This window comes from Enterobacter sichuanensis (genome assembly GCF_009036245.1).
GTDB classification, from domain to species: domain Bacteria; phylum Pseudomonadota; class Gammaproteobacteria; order Enterobacterales; family Enterobacteriaceae; genus Enterobacter; species Enterobacter sichuanensis.
Genome location: NZ_CP027986.1, coordinates 1,842,829 through 1,862,847, shown reverse-complemented (window position 1 = coordinate 1,862,847; position 20,019 = coordinate 1,842,829). Strand labels below are relative to the sequence as shown.

Here is a 20,019-nt window from a genome sequence, read left to right as displayed (position 1 = left end):
AGTGCGTAACGATTAGCCAGCGGACAGATCGCGCCACATGAAATGTAGGGTTGCATCTTTTGTTGAGAAAGATTATCTTTCTCAACACTGAATAGTTGAGAGAAACACTCAGGTATTCAGTACGACATTGCTCACATTGCTTCCAGCATTTCTTGCCCACTCCTGAGTGGGCTTTTTTTTGCTCATAGCCCGACAAACGCATAACGATTACGTCCGGCGCGTTTTGCCTGGTAGAGCGCCTGGTCAGCGGCAATAATCAGGTTCTGCTGGCTGCCTGCGATGTCGACAGCGCGCGCAGTGGAAATCCCGACGCTGACGGTAACTCGCCTGAAGGGGCTAAAAGCATGATCGATTTGCAGGGAATAGACATTGCGAATAATGGTCTGCGCCAGACGAAGCGCCTCCTGAATATCCGTATCAGGTAATATCAGAGCGAACTCCTCTCCGCCATATCGCGCCACAGTCTGGTTATCACGGGTCAGGCTCTCCCGGAGACTGTTACCCAGCAATGCCAGGCACCGGTCCCCTTCCGGATGACCGTAGTTATCGTTGTATTTTTTAAAGTAATCCACATCCACAAGGAGCATTGATATCGGTGCGTCATGGGCAGCACACCGCGCGATTTCCGAGAGGATCCTTTCATCAAAGATGCGGCGGTTGTACAGCCCGGTCAGCGCATCCTCAGAGGCGATAATTTTTAGCGCTTTGTTATCCCGCGCTTTTCGGGACAAGTCGGAATAGAGGAACCATGACGCAACGATGAGTATCGCCGCGAAAACAAAAATCAGTACCGCCAGCTGAATGGCCTGTTTGCGCCAGGCAGAGAGAGCTTCATCAATGCTGACGGCCACGGTGGTGACCAACCCATAGCGTTTGTTTTTCTCATAGGCATAAATGCGCTCGATTTTATCAAACCGCGAGATGGAGCTGGCTATCCCTGTATTTTGTACCTTGAGGTATTTCCTGAAGAGGGGTGAGTCAGAAACAATGGTGCCAATATAGGTATTTTTAAAAGGATAACGGACCAGTAACACGCCAGATTGTGTCGTTAAGCCAATCACTCCCGAGTGACCGATATTAATCTGCCCGTACAGCGCGAGAAAATTCTCGATACCCAGCGTGACCACCACGACACCGTTAAAAGCCCCGGAAGGGGTTTCAAGGCGTCGACTGATGGTGATCACCCATTTACCATTGGTTCTGCTTACCACCGGCTCACCAATAAAAATCTGCTGATTTTTATTTTCCTTATGGTAGATAAAAAATTCTCTGTCCGAGCCTTTACGCGGCCCGGTAAAACTTTCGTGCAATGCGGTAAAGATATCGCCCTGTGCATTGTAAACAACCACATTATTAATCTGGGTAAGAAGATTATCCTGATCGTTTATCATCCGCTGAATATTGATCGCCTGTTGCGCGGTCATGCCATAAATTTCGATCATGTCGGAAACGGTAGTAATTAACATTTCACTCTGGCGCATGATCCCCTCGGTGTAGACATCAAGGGTATGGCTAAGGTTGGCGACGCTGGTATTAATTTGCTGGATTGACTGCTGTCTGGACGTGGCAATTTGGACGGCAAGCGACAGCGAGATGATCAAGGAGACAATGATGACGGTAATGGTTGTTGTGTAAAAAGTATTTTTCACATGCACGAGCTATTCCACCTTATCACGCCTGACGTCCCTGGCTGACAACTCTTGTCACTGTAACAAAGCTCAGGATAAGAGGAAAATGAATTGCACTTAAGCATACAACAGAAGCTCGTCTTTATTTCTTTTTTCACCGCCTGGCGACCGCCTTATTCCTGGCGTACTGCAAAGGGCGAGGTTTTTACAGACTTACGGCCTCCCTGGGCTTAGATAAAATGACTTTAATAAAGTCTATATAGGAGACGGGTTTACCAAAATAATATCCCTGTAACAGGGTAATCTCATTACGGTTGAGATACTCCAGTTGCTCCTTCGTTTCTACACCTTCCGCCACAATACGCAATGAGAGTTTTTTCGCGAGATCAATAACGCAGTCCAGCAGGATCGTGGAGTCCTTCTCCTCTGATACCCGGTTCACAAAACTCTTATCAATTTTAATGTAATCAATGGCAAGCGCATTAAGGCACGACAGCCCGGAATAGCCCGTACCAAAATCATCCAGGGCAATGACAAAACCAGCCTTATGCAGCAGATTGAGGTTTTCCACCAGGTGAGGATTATCAACCAGCGGCTCACGCTCGGTTACCTCGAGCACCAGTTTGACTTCTTTCCCCTGAAATCCTTTGCCGAACACGCGGCAATCGCCGATGAAAGAAGGAGCATTGATGTGCCTGGCGCTGATGTTCACCCCAATATGAAAGCCGTCCGGCAGTTTCGACAACAGCGGCTTAAGCTGAGTAACCACTTTCGCCATTAACCCTTTGGTCAGCGGAATAATCAAGCCGCTACGTTCAGCAATCGGGATAAAGACATCCGGCGGGATAAAGCCTGATTTCGGATGTTTCCATCGGGCCAGGACTTCCACGCCGTACAACCCGCCGGTATCACCATTCACGATGGGCTGATAATAGGGAACAATCTCCCCCTGCAAAATGGCCTTACGCAGATCGTCTTCAATGGAGGTGCTTTTTCCCTTGAAGCGGTGGATTAAAATGCCCACCGTCACGGACAGCGCGAGAACGAGCAATATGAGACTCCATCCCTGCTGCAGGATCATGATGATGCGCTGATGCGGTTTTAACGCGGCCTCTGTCCCTGACACCCGTTGTCCGCTACGGGTACAGACCTGAGCCGCACTGACGGCTGTCGCGGTATGAATATTATTCTGTTTAGCCAACTGCCCGTTAACGATCAAAATACCGCTCAGAAAGAGAAAAACAGCACTGACAATAGCGATCGTTACGTTGCGCACGATGTTTTCCTTAATAGAAAAAACAAGCATGGATGTTCTGGAGAAAAGTCTGTGGCAAAACCGGCGTACCTTAATAGCAATGAAAAAAGCTTAGCTGAGATTTATCTTAAAAAACTGATGCTTTCGTATGAGTTCATCCACCTGATAGCGCTCACAGGCTGCGACTGACGGGCTTGTGCCTTGCCCTGGCTGTGTTAATATTTGAGCAATCAGGGAGTGGACAGGATCGCTGGAAAATGAAAAAAATGATTGCCGTTGCTATCGTTTCAACGCTTCTGGTCCTCCTCTCTCTTTATGCGGTCAATGCTGTTATCGTGGGTCAGCAGAAGAGCAAACAGCGTGAAATATCCCATACCCTCTTACGCTATTCAGAAGATCTCTCCCAAAGCGTAGCGCTGGCCCTGAAAAGTATTACGACACAAGGGTGCGATAAATCCAGTCTCGATAGCTACAGACAAATAAAGCTGGATAGCCTCTATTTCGGTGATATCGGTTTTATTGAAAATGGAAAAATAGTCTGTACCGCGTTTTGGGGAAAACTTGCCACGCCCGTTGCGCTTCCCACAGAACTGCATAAAACGCCGAGAGGCTTTCTGCTGGCGCAGTTTTCCAGAAAAGATTTTTTCACGGGCAACGCGGCAATTTATAACAATATTATTATTTTCACCTCCCGCTATGCTTACGATAAATTCACCCCGGTTACGGCAAGCTATTCGCTGAGCGCCACCACCAAAGACCTCGGCAGAACGTTTTTTACCACCGCCCCTGAGTTAACGCAGCAGAGCTGGCTGCATTCGACGTTGTTTACCCTGACCCTTACCCGGTGCAGCGCCTTCTGGGACCTGTGTGTTATTGTGACGCATCACGACGCAGGGCTGGCCTCGTTACCCCCGTTTATCTTTGCGCTTCTGGCTGTCATTTTATATTTTATCTGGGTCGCGATAACGCTATTTATCTTCCGTCTCTATGAAGATCGTTTTTCGCTGGAACGCACGCTGATTAAAGCCGTGTTAACGAACACCATCAGCGTTAACTATCAGCCGATTATTCGCATTCACGATCAAAAAATAGTGGGCGTAGAAGTGCTGTCGAGATGGCGCGATCAAAAACAGGGGGATGTCTCCCCAGAGCTTTTCATTCCATTAATTAAGAAGATCGGTCTCTATAAAAAATATTATTGTAACATTATCGAAAAATCGCTCTCTGAAATCGCTCCGCTGGCGATTAAACATCAGCTGATTGTCTCACTGAATGTTGGACGCAAGGAAATTGAAGACGGCCAGTTTATTCACGTTTTGCAGCGAGTCTGTATGGCCAATCACCTTCCCCTCTCCCTGGTAAAGGTTGAGCTATCTGAAAAAGCCGTTTCCAGTGCCGATATTCTCGAAGGATTTTGTCAGGAGCTTAAAGCGCTCGGCGTTAAAATATCAATCGATGATTTTGGCGTGCAAAACTCCAACCTCGCCAGACTGTCGCTGCTCGAATATGATGAAATCAAAATCGATAAGTCGCTGGTTGATGGCATCAGCGAGCATTATAAGCAAAATATCTTTGTGATCTTTAGTGACGCGCTGGCAAAACTGAATAAAACCCTGGTATTTGAAGGGGTGGAAAATGAAATACAGTATCGCTTCATTGCCGACAGATATCCCGATGCGCTAATCCAGGGATGGTACTTTTCTAAATCACTCACCCGCAGTGAGCTGGCAAAACGACTCACTGGCGTCGCATGTTCTGCGGAATAAATGACTGTGGTCCGATAGCGTGATGCCGAGCGGTCAGGCAAAGCATCAGCATAAGGGTGTTTGAGGCAGGTTATTCATTTCCCCACTGATTGAGGAAATTCGCAATATCATCAATGCGGGTAGCGCGGATCCCGGCCTCTGCGGCCATCTCTTGCTGAGCGTCCTCGCTTATCTCCTCATTATTCGCTAAACGGGTGAGCAGCAGCTGGAAATAATGTGCCAGCGCATCGTGCTCAGACTCAGCGACCTGCTCTGCCGCTTCCGTCGCGTATTCCTCGGCAATGTCATAATATTTCAATGGGATAGTGTTGTTCATAACAGTCTCGTCGCTAACCAGTAAGGGTAAAGGCATCAGTATATCGGACGCTTTCCCGCAACCAAAGCCTTGCTTCAGATGAGTAACGCAAGCAGCGCTGCGAGCGCGGGCATGGCCTGCACATAAAGAATTTTTCGGCTGGCGGTGACTGCGCCGAATAGTCCGGCAATCAACACGCAGGCCAGGAAGAAGATCGCCACCGGAATACCTTTTTCGCCAAGCCAGAGGCTCCAGAGCAACCCCGCCGCCAGAAAACCGTTATAAAGCCCCTGATTTGCGGCCAGCACGCGGGTGTCGCGCGCAAAGTCGGGACGCAGGTTAAAGGCCTTATGACCGGTTTTGGTATTCCACAGAAACATCTCCAGCACCAGAATATAGAGATGAATTAACGCAACAACCGTGATAAGGACGGTGGCTAACATCGTGTTGTCTCCCACAGGCAGAGGCAAAAAAAACGGGAACCCTCAGGCTCCCGTTACAGGTTAACCCAGAATCTGGATTACATGTTCGCGATAATCGCGTCGCCAAACTCTGAACATTTCAGCAGCTTAGCGCCTTCCATCAGACGTTCGAAATCGTAAGTTACGGTTTTCGCGTTGATCGCGCCTTCCATCCCTTTAACGATCAGGTCTGCGGCTTCGAACCATTCCATATGGCGCAGCATCATCTCTGCGGACAGGATGATTGAGCCTGGGTTCACTTTGTCCTGGCCTGCGTATTTTGGCGCAGTACCGTGGGTCGCTTCGAACAGGGCGCACTCGTCACCGATGTTCGCGCCAGGGGCGATACCGATACCGCCAACCTGAGCGGCCAGGGCGTCAGAGATGTAGTCACCGTTCAGGTTCATACAGGCGATCACGTCGTATTCCGCTGGACGCAGCAGGATCTGCTGCAGGAACGCATCGGCGATCACATCTTTAATGATGATCTCTTTGCCGGTGTTCGGGTTCTTGATTTTCTGCCATGGGCCGCCGTCGATCAGCTCGCCGCCGAACTCTTCTTTCGCCAACTGGTAGCCCCAGTCTTTGAACGCGCCTTCGGTGAACTTCATGATGTTGCCTTTGTGAACCAGGGTCACAGAGTCACGGTCGTTGGTGATCGCGTATTCAATGGCCGCACGCACCAGACGCTTGGTCCCTTCTTCGGAGCATGGCTTGATGCCGATACCGCAATGCTCAGGGAAGCGAATTTTCTTCACGCCCATCTCTTCGCGCAGGAATTTAATCACTTTTTCTGCGTCTGCAGAGTCAGCTTTCCATTCGATACCGGCGTAGATGTCTTCTGAGTTTTCGCGGAAGATAACCATATCGGTCAGTTCTGGGTGCTTAACCGGGCTTGGGGTGCCCTGATAGTAACGAACCGGACGCAGACAGACGTACAGGTCCAGCTCCTGACGCAGTGCCACGTTCAGAGAACGGATACCGCCGCCAACTGGCGTCGTCAGTGGGCCTTTGATAGCAACGCGGTATTCGCGGATCAGGTCCAGCGTTTCAGCTGGCAGCCAGACGTCCTGGCCATAAACTTGAGTCGATTTCTCACCGGTGTAAATTTCCATCCAGGAAATTTTACGCTCGCCTTTGTAGGCTTTCTCAACAGCGGCATCAACCACCTTCAGCATTGCCGGGGTAACGTCTACACCGATACCGTCACCTTCGATGAACGGGATAATCGGATTGTGAGGAACGTTAATCTTGCCGTTTTGCAGGGTGATCTTTTTACCTTCCGCCGGAACAACTACTTTGCTTTCCATTAACCTCTCCTTCGAGCGCTTCTGGTTGTTACTGATCTTATGTTAATAAATTGTAATGAGCCCTTCGATAGTACCTGATTGTCCGACGCCATGAAAGGTCTTCGTTATTAGGCTATAATGCGGCAATTGATAACGCCTGAAAATACCATGAAGAAAACTTCTTTTACAAAACACCGGGTTGAGCGATTCAGCTCGCGACAAGCCGCCAGAAGACCGCAACAAACCCAGCCAAAGCGGGTGATTTTGTTCAATAAACCCTACGATGTTTTGCCGCAGTTTACCGACGAAGCCGGACGCAGCACGTTGAAGGACTACATTCCTGTTCAGGGGGTCTATGCGGCCGGTCGTCTGGACCGTGACAGCGAAGGCCTGCTGGTCTTAACCAACGACGGCGCGCTGCAGGCGAAGCTCACCCAGCCCGGGAAACGCACCGGAAAAATTTACTTCGTCCAGGTGGAAGGCGAGCCGGATGACGAGACGCTGGAAACATTACGCAAAGGCGTCACGCTGAACGATGGCCCCACCCTGCCCGCAGGTATTGAGCGCGTGAATGAACCGGCGTGGCTGTGGCCGCGCAACCCGCCTATCCGCGAACGCAAATCGATTCCGACCAGCTGGCTCAAAATCACCCTTTATGAAGGCCGCAACCGTCAGGTTCGGCGCATGACCGCACACGTTGGCTTTCCGACCCTGCGCCTGATCCGCTACGCCATGGGCAACTACACGCTGGAAACGCTCGCCAACGGTGAATGGCGGGACGTTACCTCTTAAGGAGTCACTATGTTTAAACCTCATGTCACGGTTGCCTGTGTGGTCCACGCCCAGGGGAAATTCCTTGTGGTGGAAGAGAGCATTAACGGCAAAGCGCTGTGGAATCAGCCTGCCGGACACCTTGAAGCCAATGAGACCCTGCTGCAGGCGGCGAAACGCGAGCTGTGGGAAGAGACCGGTATTCACGCTGAGCCCCAGCACTTCATTCGTATGCACCAGTGGATTGCGCCCGACAGCACCCCGTTCCTGCGTTTTTTGTTTGCCGTTGAGCTTAGCGAAACGTGCGCCACGGAACCGCAGGATGACGATATCGACCGCTGCCTGTGGGTCACCGCCGACGAGATCCTGAACGCGCCAAACCTGCGCTCGCCGCTGGTTGCGGAAAGCATTCGCTGCTGGCAATCTGCCGGTCGCTTACCGCTGGATGTCATCGGCGCATTTAACTGGCCGTTTACAGAGGGTGTCAATGGTGGGGGGGCGTGATAGAATACGCCGCCTTGAAGTTCAATGTCGTGAGTATTCCATGTCAGATAACAGCCAGAAAAAAGTAATCGTCGGCATGTCCGGCGGTGTCGATTCCTCCGTTTCCGCCTACCTGTTACAGCAACAGGGCTATAAGGTGGAGGGCCTGTTCATGAAGAACTGGGAGGAAGATGATGGCGAGGAATACTGCACTGCCGCAGCGGATCTCGCCGATGCGCAGGCCGTGTGCGATAAGCTCGGCATTGAACTGCACACCGTTAACTTTGCCGCAGAATACTGGGACAACGTTTTTGAACTGTTCCTCGAAGAGTACAAAGCCGGACGCACGCCAAACCCGGATATTCTGTGCAACAAAGAGATCAAATTTAAAGCCTTCCTGGAATTCGCCGCGGAAGATCTGGGCGCAGACTACATTGCGACCGGTCACTACGTGCGTCGCGCAGATGTGAATGGCAAAAGCCAGCTGCTGCGCGGTCTGGACGGCAACAAAGATCAGAGCTACTTCCTCTATACGCTGAGCCACGAGCAAATCGCCCAGAGCCTGTTCCCGGTTGGCGAGCTGGAAAAGCCGCAGGTGCGTAAAATCGCGGAAGAGCTGGATCTGATCACCGCGAAGAAAAAAGATTCTACCGGCATCTGCTTCATCGGCGAGCGCAAGTTCCGTGATTTCCTCGGTCGTTACCTGCCGGCACAGCCGGGCAAAATTGTCACCGTCGATGGCGACGAAATTGGCCAGCACCAGGGGCTGATGTACCACACGCTCGGCCAGCGTAAAGGCCTGGGTATCGGCGGGACCAAAGAGGGTAGCGAAGATCCGTGGTACGTTGTCGACAAAGATGTCGAAAACAATATTCTGGTTGTGGCCCAGGGACACGACCATCCGCGTCTGATGTCTGTTGGCCTTATCGCGCAACAGCTGCACTGGGTCGATCGTGAGCCGTTAAAAGGCACACTGCGCTGCACGGTGAAAACACGTTACCGTCAGACCGATATTCCCTGCACCGTGACTGCGCTTGATGACGATCGCATTGATGTGCGTTTCGACGAGCCGGTTGCCGCCGTCACCCCGGGTCAGTCAGCTGTCTTCTACAGCGGCGAAATCTGCCTGGGCGGCGGGATTATTGAACAGCGCCTGCCGCTGCCCGCTGTTTAACACGATTGCACACATAAAGGAGACCGTGTGGCGAAGAACTACTATGACATCACCCTGGCACTGGCGGGAATTTGCCAGTCAGCCCGTCTGGTGCAACAGCTGGCACATCAGGGTCATTGCGACGCTGATGCCCTGCACGTTTCACTCAACAGCGTTATCGACCTCAACCCCGGCTCTACCCTGGGTGTGTTCGGCGGCAGTGAAACCAATCTTCGTCTCGGTCTTGAAACCCTGCTTGGCGTGCTCAACGCCAGTAGCCGTCAGGGGTTAAACGCAGAGCTGACCCGCTACACGTTAAGCCTGATGGTGCTGGAGCGTAAACTGAGCGCGGCAAAAGGCGCGCTCAATACCCTGGGCGATCGGATTGCCGGGTTACAGCGTCAGCTCGACCATTTTGACCTGCAGTCCGACACGCTGCTGAGCGCCATGGCCGGCATTTATGTCGACGTCATCAGCCCGCTCGGCCCGCGTATTCAGGTCACCGGCTCCCCTGCTGTGCTGCAAAGCCCACAGGTACAGGCAAAAGTACGCGCCTCCCTGCTGGCAGGGATCCGTGCCGCCGTGCTGTGGCACCAGGTTGGTGGTGGCCGCCTGCAGTTAATGTTTTCTCGTAATCGCCTGACCACTCAGGCAAAACAAATTCTTGCTCATTGTTAACCTCCCGGAGTTGCGAATTATGGAATTATCCTCACTGACCGCCGTATCCCCTGTCGATGGACGCTACGGCGATAAAGTCAGCGCGCTGCGCGGGATCTTCAGCGAATATGGTTTGCTGAAGTTCCGTGTTCAGGTTGAAGTACGCTGGCTGCAAAAGCTGGCCGCCCAGGCAGCAATCAAGGAAGTTCCTGCTTTTGACGCCCAGGCAAACGATTACCTTGATAAAATCGTGGCTGAGTTCAACGAAGAAGATGCTGCGCGCATTAAAACCATTGAGCGCACCACCAACCACGACGTAAAAGCGGTTGAGTATTTCCTGAAAGAGAAAGTGGAAAGTGTTCCTGCGCTGCACGCCGTATCTGAGTTCATTCACTTCGCCTGTACCTCAGAAGACATCAACAACCTGTCCCACGCCCTGATGCTCTCCACCGCACGTAAAGAGGTGGTGCTGCCATACTGGCGTAAAATCATCGACGCGGTGAAAGCGCTGTCCGTGGAATACCGCGACATCCCGCTGCTTTCCCGTACCCACGGTCAGCCAGCGACCCCCTCCACAATGGGTAAAGAGATGGCGAACGTGGCGTACCGTATGGAGCGCCAGTATCGTCAGCTGGAGCAGGTTGAGATCCTCGGCAAAATCAACGGTGCTGTCGGTAACTATAACGCCCACATCGCCGCGTACCCGGAAGTGGACTGGCACCAGTTCAGCGAAGAGTTCGTGACCTCGCTGGGCATTCAGTGGAACCCGTACACCACCCAGATTGAGCCGCATGACTATATTGCGGAGCTGTTTGACTGCATCGCACGCTTCAACACCATTCTGATCGACTTCGATCGTGACGTGTGGGGCTACATCGCGCTGAACCACTTCAAACAGAAAACCATCGCCGGTGAAATCGGCTCGTCAACCATGCCGCACAAAGTAAACCCTATCGACTTCGAAAACTCCGAAGGCAACCTGGGTCTGGCGAATGCCGTACTGCAGCATATGGCCAGCAAACTGCCGGTATCCCGCTGGCAGCGCGACCTGACCGATTCCACCGTACTGCGTAACCTGGGCGTGGGCATTGGCTACGCGCTGATCGCTTACCAGTCCACCCTGAAAGGCGTGAGCAAACTGGAAGTGAACCGCGATCGTCTGCTGGACGAGCTGGATCACAACTGGGAAGTGCTGGCAGAGCCGATTCAGACCGTAATGCGTCGTTACGGCATCGAAAAACCGTACGAGAAACTGAAAGAGCTGACCCGCGGCAAACGCGTTGACGCCGAAGGCATGAAGCAGTTTATCGACGGTCTGGCCCTGCCGGAAGAAGAGAAAACGCGCCTGAAAGCGATGACTCCGGCGAACTACATTGGCCGCGCTATCACCATGGTCGACGAGCTTAAGTAAAGTACCTTCCCCCCTTTCCGCCCGGAAAGGGGGTTGCTTTTCCCCGGTTTACTCAATGTTTATCCCCACAGCAACATAATCAGCGTTAAACTATTCATACTATTCATTCTGGGAGAAAAGATGATGCGCGTACTGGTTGTTGAGGATAACGCATTGCTACGTCATCACCTGAAGGTTCAGCTTCAGGAGATGGGACATCAGGTGGACGATGCTGAAGATGCAAAAGAAGCCGATTATTATCTCAATGAACATCTGCCGGATATCGCCATTGTCGATTTAGGGCTGCCCGATGAAGACGGCCTCTCGTTGATTCGTCGCTGGCGCAGCCATGATGTTTCCCTGCCGGTTCTGGTTCTGACCGCCCGTGAAGGCTGGCAGGATAAAGTCGAGGTGCTCAGCGCGGGAGCAGATGATTACGTTACCAAACCGTTTCATATTGAAGAGGTGGCGGCCCGCATGCAGGCCCTGCTACGCCGTAACAGCGGACTGGCTTCACAGGTTATCTCCATCCCGCCCTTCCAGGTTGACCTCTCCCGTCGGGAATTAGCGATCAACGATGAAGTGATCAAGCTAACCGCCTTCGAATACACCATTATGGAAACGCTGATCCGTAACAGCGGCAAGGTAGTGAGTAAAGATTCCTTAATGCTTCAGCTCTATCCTGATGCCGAACTGCGCGAGAGCCATACCATTGATGTGCTGATGGGACGTTTACGTAAGAAAATTCAGGCACAGTATCCGCAGGACGTCATTACTACCGTCCGTGGCCAGGGCTATCTGTTCGAATTACGCTAAATGAGACGGATCTTACGCCATATTTTGCCCCTGTCGCTGCGGGTACGTTTTTTACTGGCAACGGCTGCCGTCGTGCTGGTGCTGTCGCTCTCCTACGGCATGGTCGCGCTGGTGGGTTACAGCGTCAGCTTCGATAAAACCACCTTTCGCCTGTTGCGTGGCGAAAGCAATTTGTTTTATACCCTGGCGAAGTGGGAAAACAACAAAATCACCGTCGAGATGCCGGAAAACCTCAACCAGCAGAGCCCCACGCTGGCCCTGATTTATAACGAAAAGGGCAAGCTACTCTGGGCGCAGCGTGATATCCCCTGGCTGGTCAAAAGCATTCGGCCGGAGTGGCTCAAAACCAACGGATTTCATGAAATTGAAGCCGATCTCAATACCACCAGCTCGCTGATCCGGGAAGATCGTTCCCTGCAGCAAAAGCTGAACGAGATCCGTGCCGATGATGCCGAAACCGAGATGACGCACTCCGTTGCGATTAATCTCTATCCGGCGACGCTGAATATGCCGCAGCTGACCATCGTGGTGATCGACACCATTCCGGTCGAGCTTAAGCGTTCCTATATGGTCTGGAGCTGGTTCGTCTATGTGCTTGCGGCGAATCTGCTGCTGGTGATCCCGCTGCTGTGGGTCGCGGCGTGGTGGAGCCTGCGGCCCATTGAGTCACTGGCGAAAGAGGTTCGCGAGCTGGAGGAGCATCATCGCGAGAAGCTTAATCCGGAAACCACCCGTGAGCTCACCAGCCTGGTACGTAACCTCAACCGCCTGCTGAAAAGTGAACGCGAACGCTATGATAAGTACCGTACCACTCTGACCGACCTGACCCACAGCCTGAAAACGCCGCTGGCGGTCATGCAAAGTACTCTGCGTTCCATGCGCAGCTCCACGCTGAGCGTGGATGATGCCGAGCCGGTCATGCTGGAACAGATCAGCCGTATCTCCCAGCAAATTGGCTATTATCTGCATCGTGCCAGTATGCGTTCCGGAAGCGCGCTGCTGAGCCGCGAGCTGCATCCCGTGGCTCCGCTTCTGGATAACCTCACTTCCGCCCTCAACAAGGTGTATCAGCGTAAAGGGGTGAACATCAGCCTCGATATCTCGCCTGAGATAAGTTTTGTCGGTGAGAAAAATGATTTTATGGAAGTGATGGGCAACCTGCTGGATAACGCCTGCAAATACTGTCTGGAGTTCGTGGAAGTGTCTGCGCGTCAGACCGATAACGAACTGCATATTATCGTTGAGGATGATGGCCCGGGGATCCCGCGCAATAAACGCGATGTGGTGTTCGATCGCGGTCAACGCGCTGATACGTTGCGTCCCGGCCAGGGTGTGGGACTCGCCGTGGCCCGGGAGATTGTTGACCAGTACGACGGAAAGATCGAAACCGGCGAAAGTTTGCTGGGCGGCGCCAGAATGGAGGTCATTTTTGGCCGTCAACAGCCTGCATCGAACGATAGTTAACCCGTTATGTGAAAAATGCGAGGATCTCGCAGCCGGGGGGCTGAGCTTCCGTTATAATCCGAGTCAGTAAGAGCCTGCGGAATAAAAAAATATGGATTATCACTTAACACTTAACTGGCCCGAGTTTATTGAACGCTACTGGCAAAAACGCCCGGTGGTTCTTAAACGCGGGTTCAGCAATTTTGTCGACCCTATCTCCCCTGATGAGCTGGCCGGTCTGGCTATGGAAAACGAAGTCGACAGCCGCCTGGTCAGCCACCAGGACGGGAAATGGCAGGTCAGCCACGGTCCCTTCGAAAGCTACGATCATCTCGGTGAAAACAACTGGTCGCTGCTGGTGCAGGCGGTCAACCACTGGCACGAGCCGACGGCCGCATTAATGCGTCCGTTCCGTGCCCTGCCCGACTGGCGCATGGACGATCTGATGATCTCCTTCTCGGTGCCGGGCGGCGGCGTGGGTCCGCATCTGGACCAGTACGACGTGTTTATCATTCAGGGGACGGGCCGCCGCCGCTGGCGCGTGGGCGAAAAAGTGCCCATGAAGCAGCACTGCCCGCATCCGGATCTGCTTCAGGTTGATCCGTTTGAAGGGATTATCGACGAAGAGCTGGAGCCGGGTGATATTCTCTATATTCCGCCAGGATTCCCTCATGAAGGTTATTCCCTGGAAAACTCACTTAACTACTCCGTCGGGTTCCGCGCACCAAGCGGTCGCGAGATGATCAGCGGGTTTGCCGATTATGTTCTGCAACGCGAGCTGGGCAGCTATCGTTATAGCGATCCGGATGTGCCTGCGCGCGAGCATCCGGCAGACATCCTGCCTGCGGAGCTCGATAAGCTGCGCGGCATGATGCTGGATCTGATCAACGAGCCGGAACATTTCAGACAGTGGTTTGGTGAGTTTATCAGCCAGTCTCGTCATGAGCTGGACGTTGCGCCGCCAGAGCCGCCGTATCAGGCCGACGAGATTTATGATGCCCTTCAGCAGGGTGACAAGCTGGTACGTCTGGGCGGATTGCGCGTGCTGCGCATTGGTGAGGATGTCTTCGTCAACGGTGAGAAGCTGGACTCCCCGCACCGTCCGGCGCTGGATGCCATTGCCAGCCATCTGGTGTTGACCGCCGAGACCTTTGGCGACGCGCTGGAGGATCCGTCCTTCCTCGCGATGCTGGCTGCGCTGGTCAACAGCGGGTACTGGTTCTTTGAGGACTGAGTTGCCTTAACGCCCGGTGGCGCTTCGCTTACCGGGCCTACGATCGTGGGTTTTGTATGCCGGGTAAGGCGCAGCCGCCACCCGGCATACATTTAGCAAAACGCGACTACCGCTTCGCGGTTAACTCCGCAATCCGCACAATCACCTTCACCGCTTTTTCCATCCCTTCCAGGGTGACGAACTCATGTTTACCGTGATAGTTGTAGCCACCGGTAAACAGGTTCGGGCACGGCAGTCCCATAAACGACAACTGAGAACCGTCGGTACCGCCGCGAATCGGTTTTAATACCGGTTCAATATCGCAGTCGCGCATGGCCTGCTGGGCAATATCAAGAATATGCGGATGGGCCATCACCTTCTCACGCATATTGTAATAACTGTCTTCGATGATGAGCTCGATATAGCAGTCAGGGTGTAAGCCCTTCCCGACCTTTTTGGCGATCTCCATCATCTTGCGCTTGCGCGCCTCAAAGGCTTTGCGATCAAAATCGCGTATGATGTAATGCATCTGGGCACTGTCCACGGTGCCTTTGATGCTGCTCAGGTGATAGAACCCTTCATACCCTTCCGTCTGTTCAGGGCTCTCATCCGCCGGGACTTCAGCATGAATTCTGGAGGCCAGCGACAGCGCGTTCACCATGACGCCTTTCGCCGAACCGGGGTGAACATTGTTGCCGACAATTTTGATCGTCACGGACGCGGCATTGAAGTTTTCATACTCCAGTTCACCAACACCGCCGCCATCGACGGTATACGCCCACTGCGCGTTGAAGGCTTCCACGTCGAAATGTTTTGCGCCTTTACCGACCTCTTCGTCCGGCGTAAAAGCCACCCGGATATCCCCGTGGGGGATATTTTTTTCCTTCAGTACCGCCAGCGCCGTCATGATTTCCGCGATACCGGCCTTGTCATCCGCCCCCAGCAGCGTTTTCCCGTCGGTGGTGATCAGCGTCTGACCCAGCAGTTGGTGCAGCACCGGGAACATCACCGGGGAAAGTACCTCGTCACCGATCCCCAGCGCAATGTCGCCGCCACGGTAGTTTTCAACAATCTGCGGGTTCACATGTTTACCGCTAAAATCCGGAGAGGTGTCGACATGGGAGATAAAGCCAATCGCGGGAATGTCACCCGGGACATTCGCCGGCAGCGTTGCCATCACAGTGCCTTTTTCGCTTAACGTGACGTTGACCAGTCCCATGGCGTCAAGCTGCTCTTTAAGCAGGTTTAATAGCTTCCACTGGCCTTCGGTGCTCGGCACCTGGCGGACACCCGGTTTAGATTGGGTATCCAGCGAAACGTACTGTAAAAAACGCTCAAGTAATTTATCCATGCAGTCACCCTCACTTTTTGTGACAACATTATCAATAAGCATCAAAACGCAAATATTGCGTCAGGTCACTTTTATCCCGCAAACGAGAATATTTTCCGTTTATATCGTTACACGTCAGTAAATGTAGCTTATGAATCAGTGACAAGGATTGGCGATTGCGGGGGATTGCCGTAGAATGTCCGCCCTCATTACGAGTCACCAAGGTGGTTACACACAAACCCCGCTTCAGTCTGCTGCCTGAGGCGTCTATATGGGACAGCGCAAAAATTGAATACACAATCCCGTTCACGTGCGCCGCTGGTGCAACTGGAACGAATTCGTAAAAGTTTTGATGGTAAAGACGTTATTTCCGACCTCAATCTCACCATCAATGACGGTGAGTTTCTTACACTGCTTGGCCCCTCTGGCTGCGGCAAAACCACTGTACTGCGCCTTATCGCCGGGCTGGAAAGCGTCGATAACGGTCAAATCCTTCTTGAAAACCAGGATATTACGCGAGTTCCCGCCGAAGATCGTCACGTCAATACGGTCTTTCAGAGCTATGCCCTGTTCCCGCACATGACGGTGTTTGAGAACGTGGCGTTTGGCCTGCGGATGCAAAAAACCCCGGCGAATGAAATAGAGCCGCGCGTCACCGACGCCCTGCGCATGGTGCAGCTTGAGACGTTTGCCCAGCGTAAACCGCATCAGCTTTCCGGTGGTCAGCAGCAGCGTGTGGCCATCGCCCGCGCCGTGGTCAATAAGCCTCGCCTGCTTCTGCTGGATGAGTCCCTCTCCGCGCTGGATTACAAACTACGCAAGCAGATGCAGAACGAACTTAAGGCCCTGCAGCGCAAGCTCGGCATTACCTTTGTCTTCGTCACTCACGACCAGGAAGAGGCGCTGACCATGTCCGACCGTATCGTGGTGATGCGTGACGGCAAAATCGAGCAGGACGGCACGCCGCGTGAAATTTACGAAGAGCCGAAGAACCTGTTTGTCGCGAGCTTCATTGGTGAGATCAATATCTTTAACGCCACGGTGATTGAACGTCTGGATGACCAGCGCGTGCGGGCCAGCGTTGAAGGTCGCGAGTGCAACATCACCGTAAATTTCCCCGTCGAAAAGGGGCAAAAGCTCAACGTTCTGCTGCGCCCGGAAGATCTGCGCGTTGACGAAATTCACGGCAACACCGAGGCCGAAGGGCTCATCGGCTATATCCGCGAACGCAACTACAAAGGGATGACGCTGGAATCCGTCGTTGAACTGGAGAACGGCAAAATGGTGATGGTCAGTGAGTTCTTTAACGAGGACGACCCGGACTTCGACCACTCTCTCGACCAGAAAATGGTTATCAACTGGGTAGAAAGCTGGGAGGTTGTGCTGGCTGATGAAGAACACAAGTAAGTTCCAGAATGTGGTGATTGCCACGATCGTCGGTTGGCTTGTGTTGTTTGTCTTTTTACCCAACCTGATGATCATCGCCACCAGCTTCCTGACCCGCGATGACGCTAGCTTCGTTTCGCTGGTCTTTACGCTGGACAACTACGCGCGCCTGCTCGATCCGCTCTATTTTGACGTGCTGCTGCACTCGCTCAATATGGCGCTGATCGCCACGATTGCCTGCCTGGTGCTGGGTTATCCTTTCGCATGGTTCCTCGCGGGTCTGCCGCAAAAGGTGCGCCCGTTGCTGCTGTTTTTACTGATTGTGCCGTTCTGGACCAACTCACTCATTCGCATCTACGGGCTGAAAATTTTCCTCAGTACCAAAGGCTATCTCAACGCGTTTCTGCTGTGGCTGGGGGTAATCGATACCCCGATCCGCATCATGTTTACGCCTGGCGCGGTCATTATCGGTCTGGTCTATATCCTGCTGCCGTTTATGGTGATGCCGCTCTACTCCAGTATTGAGAAGCTGGATAAACCGCTGCTGGAAGCGGCAAAAGATCTAGGGGCGAATAAGCTGCAGACTTTTATCCGCATTATCATCCCGCTGACGATGCCTGGCATTATCGCGGGTTGTCTGCTGGTGATGCTTCCGGCGATGGGTCTTTTCTACGTATCTGACCTGATGGGCGGCGCGAAAAACCTGCTGATTGGTAATGTCATCAAGAGCCAGTTCCTGAACATTCGCGACTGGCCGTTCGGCTCCGCCACCAGCATAACGCTAACAGTGGTGATGGGTCTGATGCTGCTGGTCTACTGGCGCGCTTCACGACTGCTGAACAAGAAGGTGGAACTCGAATGATCGGTCGACTGCTTCGCGGCGGTTTTATGACCGCCATTTATGCATACCTGTATATCCCGATTATCATTTTGATCGTGAACTCATTTAACAGCTCGCGTTTTGGGATCAACTGGCAGGGCTTTACCACCGACTGGTACAGCCTGCTGATGAATAACGACAGCCTGCTGCAGGCCGCGCAGCACTCGCTGACGATGGCGATCTTCTCCGCCACCTTCGCCACGCTGATTGGTTCGCTCACCGCCGTGGCGTTGTATCGCTACCGATTCCGCGGAAAACCGTTCGTTAGCGGTATGCTGTTTGTGGTGATGATGTCCCCGGACATCGTGATGGCGATTTCGCTGCTGGTGCTGTTTATGCTGCTCGGCGTTCAGCTTGGCTTCTGGTCACTGCTGTTTTCCCATATCACCTTCTGCCTGCCGTTTGTGGTGGTGACGGTCTTTGCACGCCTGAAAGGGTTCGACGTGCGTATGCTGGAGGCGGCGAAGGATCTGGGTGCCAGCGAGATGACTATCCTGCGCAAAATCATCCTGCCGCTGGCGATGCCCGCTGTTGCCGCGGGATGGCTGCTTAGCTTTACCCTGTCGATGGATGACGTGGTGGTCTCCTCCTTCGTGACCGGGCCGAGCTATGAAATTCTGCCGTTGAAAATTTATTCGATGGTGAAAGTCGGCGTTTCACCTGAGGTGAACGCGCTGGCGACCATTCTGCTGGTGTTTTCGCTGGTTCTGGTGATCGCCAGCCAGGTTATTGCTCGTGATAAAACAAAATCTCAGGGGACAATGAAATGAAAAAAATGCTCGCCGCTGCGGCACTGGTGCTTGGCATGGGTGCCGCGCACGCTGATGACAGCAAAACGCTCTACTTCTATAACTGGACCGAGTATGTGCCGCCGGGACTGCTGGAGCAGTTTACGAAGGAGACGGGCATCAAGGTTATCTACTCGACCTATGAGTCGAATGAAACCATGTACGCCAAGCTGAAAACCTACAAGGACGGCGCGTACGATCTGGTCGTGCCTTCCACCTACTTTGTCGACAAAATGCGCAAAGAGGGCATGATTCAGAAGATCGATAAAACAAAGCTAACCAATTTTTCAAATCTCGATCCGGAGATGCTTAACAAACCGTTCGACCCCAATAACGACTACTCCATTCCGTATATCTGGGGTGCGACCGCGATTGGCGTGAACAGCGATGCCGTCGATCCGAAAACAGTGACAAGCTGGGCCGATCTGTGGAAACCAGAATACAAAGGCAGCCTGTTGTTAACCGACGATGCGCGCGAAGTGTTCCAGGTGGCGCTGCGCAAGCTGGGCTATTCAGGCAACACGACGGATCCGAAAGAGATCGAAGCAGCGTATAACGAGTTGAAAAAGCTGATGCCTAACGTGGCGGCATTCAACTCTGATAACCCGGCAAACCCGTATATGGAAGGCGAAGTGAATCTGGGGATGGTCTGGAATGGTTCTGCCTTTGTCGCCCGTCAGGCCGGCACGCCGCTTGAGGTGGTCTGGCCGAAGGAAGGCGGGATCTTCTGGATGGATAGCCTCGCTATCCCGGCCAATGCGAAAAACGTGGACGGTGCGCTAAAGCTGATTAACTTCCTGCTGCGGCCGGACGTGGCGAAACAGGTTGCTGAGACGATTGGCTACCCAACACCCAACCTGGCTGCGCGCAAGCTGCTGAAGCCTGAGGTGGCGAACGATAAATCGCTTTATCCGGATGCCCAGACCATCAGCAAAGGGGAGTGGCAGAATGATGTCGGCGACGCCAGCCGCCTCTACGAAGAGTATTACCAGAAATTAAAAGCGGGCCGATAAAC

General features: G+C 53.0%; 19 protein-coding genes. 13 read left to right on the top strand and 6 right to left on the bottom strand.

The annotated features are described in order from the left end of the window. Nucleotides 1-182: 182 nt before the first annotated feature. Together C1N69_RS08855 and C1N69_RS08850 are read right to left on the bottom strand one after the other, a co-directional pair. Nucleotides 183-1,655: a sensor domain-containing diguanylate cyclase gene (locus C1N69_RS08855; protein WP_094918936.1), complete on the bottom strand. Its 1,473-nt coding sequence runs from the start codon at nucleotides 1,653-1,655 to the stop codon at nucleotides 183-185. A gap of 178 nt (nucleotides 1,656-1,833) precedes the next feature. Beyond that, complete coding sequence (locus tag C1N69_RS08850; protein ID WP_155031007.1) at nucleotides 1,834-2,904, bottom strand: EAL domain-containing protein; 1,071 nt, start codon at nucleotides 2,902-2,904, stop codon at nucleotides 1,834-1,836. 236 nt (nucleotides 2,905-3,140) lie between these two features. On the opposite strand from C1N69_RS08850, the gene C1N69_RS08845 reads away from it, so the two are divergent. Continuing rightward, the gene (locus tag C1N69_RS08845) at nucleotides 3,141-4,649 is read left to right on the top strand and encodes an EAL domain-containing protein (protein ID WP_155031006.1); all 1,509 of its coding nucleotides are present in this window, start codon (nucleotides 3,141-3,143) and stop codon (nucleotides 4,647-4,649) included. Nucleotides 4,650-4,719: 70 nt separating this feature from the next. On the opposite strand, the gene C1N69_RS08840 is transcribed toward C1N69_RS08845, so the two are convergent. The 3 genes from C1N69_RS08840 to icd all read right to left on the bottom strand — a co-directional run bounded on the left by C1N69_RS08840 (nucleotide 4,720) and on the right by icd (nucleotide 6,715). Continuing rightward, on the bottom strand, nucleotides 4,720-4,965 hold the full coding sequence (locus tag C1N69_RS08840) for a DUF2543 family protein (RefSeq protein WP_155031005.1): 246 nt from the start codon (nucleotides 4,963-4,965) through the stop codon (nucleotides 4,720-4,722). Between the two features lie 74 nt (nucleotides 4,966-5,039). Continuing rightward, complete coding sequence (locus C1N69_RS08835; RefSeq protein WP_025758186.1) at nucleotides 5,040-5,387, bottom strand: DUF1304 domain-containing protein; 348 nt, start codon at nucleotides 5,385-5,387, stop codon at nucleotides 5,040-5,042. Nucleotides 5,388-5,464: 77 nt separating this feature from the next. After that, complete coding sequence (gene icd, locus C1N69_RS08830) at nucleotides 5,465-6,715, bottom strand: NADP-dependent isocitrate dehydrogenase (RefSeq protein WP_025758185.1); 1,251 nt, start codon at nucleotides 6,713-6,715, stop codon at nucleotides 5,465-5,467. Nucleotides 6,716-6,832: 117 nt separating this feature from the next. Between icd and rluE the strand changes: the two genes are divergently transcribed. The 8 genes from rluE to C1N69_RS08790 all read left to right on the top strand — a co-directional run bounded on the left by rluE (nucleotide 6,833) and on the right by C1N69_RS08790 (nucleotide 14,641). Beyond that, complete coding sequence (gene rluE / locus C1N69_RS08825; protein ID WP_045284970.1) at nucleotides 6,833-7,486, top strand: 23S rRNA pseudouridine(2457) synthase RluE; 654 nt, start codon at nucleotides 6,833-6,835, stop codon at nucleotides 7,484-7,486. Between the two features lie 9 nt (nucleotides 7,487-7,495). Beyond that, nucleotides 7,496-7,969, top strand: coding sequence for an NUDIX hydrolase (locus C1N69_RS08820; protein WP_059385735.1), 474 nt, complete (start codon nucleotides 7,496-7,498; stop codon nucleotides 7,967-7,969). A gap of 40 nt (nucleotides 7,970-8,009) precedes the next feature. Continuing rightward, nucleotides 8,010-9,122, top strand: a complete 1,113-nt coding sequence (gene mnmA / locus C1N69_RS08815) for a tRNA 2-thiouridine(34) synthase MnmA (protein ID WP_045284972.1) — start codon at nucleotides 8,010-8,012, stop codon at nucleotides 9,120-9,122. A 27-nt stretch (nucleotides 9,123-9,149) separates the two neighbouring features. Further along, nucleotides 9,150-9,779 (top strand): high frequency lysogenization protein HflD, encoded by a 630-nt coding sequence (gene hflD, locus C1N69_RS08810; protein WP_008500756.1) that lies wholly within the window; start codon nucleotides 9,150-9,152, stop codon nucleotides 9,777-9,779. 19 nt (nucleotides 9,780-9,798) lie between these two features. Beyond that, nucleotides 9,799-11,169, top strand: coding sequence for an adenylosuccinate lyase (gene purB, locus C1N69_RS08805; RefSeq protein WP_047958292.1), 1,371 nt, complete (start codon nucleotides 9,799-9,801; stop codon nucleotides 11,167-11,169). Nucleotides 11,170-11,292: 123 nt separating this feature from the next. After that, entirely contained in the window at nucleotides 11,293-11,964 is a 672-nt protein-coding gene (gene phoP / locus C1N69_RS08800) for a two-component system response regulator PhoP (protein WP_045285019.1), read from the top strand. After that, complete coding sequence (phoQ, locus tag C1N69_RS08795) at nucleotides 11,965-13,428, top strand: two-component system sensor histidine kinase PhoQ (protein WP_025758178.1); 1,464 nt, start codon at nucleotides 11,965-11,967, stop codon at nucleotides 13,426-13,428. It abuts the gene before it with no gap. A 91-nt stretch (nucleotides 13,429-13,519) separates the two neighbouring features. Beyond that, nucleotides 13,520-14,641 (top strand): ribosomal protein uL16 3-hydroxylase, encoded by a 1,122-nt coding sequence (locus C1N69_RS08790; RefSeq protein ID WP_025758177.1) that lies wholly within the window; start codon nucleotides 13,520-13,522, stop codon nucleotides 14,639-14,641. Nucleotides 14,642-14,747: 106 nt separating this feature from the next. Here C1N69_RS08790 and pepT read toward each other — a convergent pair whose 3' ends face one another. Then, the gene (gene pepT, locus C1N69_RS08785) at nucleotides 14,748-15,971 is read right to left on the bottom strand and encodes a peptidase T (protein ID WP_155031004.1); all 1,224 of its coding nucleotides are present in this window, start codon (nucleotides 15,969-15,971) and stop codon (nucleotides 14,748-14,750) included. A gap of 237 nt (nucleotides 15,972-16,208) precedes the next feature. Between pepT and potA the strand changes: the two genes are divergently transcribed. From potA to potD, 4 genes are read left to right on the top strand one after another with little or no spacing between them, the layout of a single operon-like run. Then, nucleotides 16,209-17,357 carry a spermidine/putrescine ABC transporter ATP-binding protein PotA gene (gene potA / locus C1N69_RS08780; RefSeq protein ID WP_167514980.1) on the top strand — a complete coding sequence of 383 codons (1,149 nt, stop codon included), beginning with the start codon at nucleotides 16,209-16,211 and terminating at the stop codon, nucleotides 17,355-17,357. Next, a complete protein-coding gene (potB, locus tag C1N69_RS08775; RefSeq protein ID WP_045284977.1) occupies nucleotides 17,341-18,198 on the top strand; it encodes a spermidine/putrescine ABC transporter permease PotB in 858 nt (285 codons plus the stop codon). Before potA ends, potB begins: the two co-directional genes overlap by 17 nt. Beyond that, nucleotides 18,195-18,986 carry a spermidine/putrescine ABC transporter permease PotC gene (gene potC / locus C1N69_RS08770; RefSeq protein ID WP_008500765.1) on the top strand — a complete coding sequence of 264 codons (792 nt, stop codon included), beginning with the start codon at nucleotides 18,195-18,197 and terminating at the stop codon, nucleotides 18,984-18,986. Before potB ends, potC begins: the two co-directional genes overlap by 4 nt. Further along, the gene (gene potD, locus C1N69_RS08765) at nucleotides 18,983-20,017 is read left to right on the top strand and encodes a spermidine/putrescine ABC transporter substrate-binding protein PotD (protein ID WP_047958288.1); all 1,035 of its coding nucleotides are present in this window, start codon (nucleotides 18,983-18,985) and stop codon (nucleotides 20,015-20,017) included. The genes potC and potD overlap by 4 nt, the downstream gene beginning before the upstream one ends. Nucleotides 20,018-20,019 lie beyond the last annotated feature (2 nt).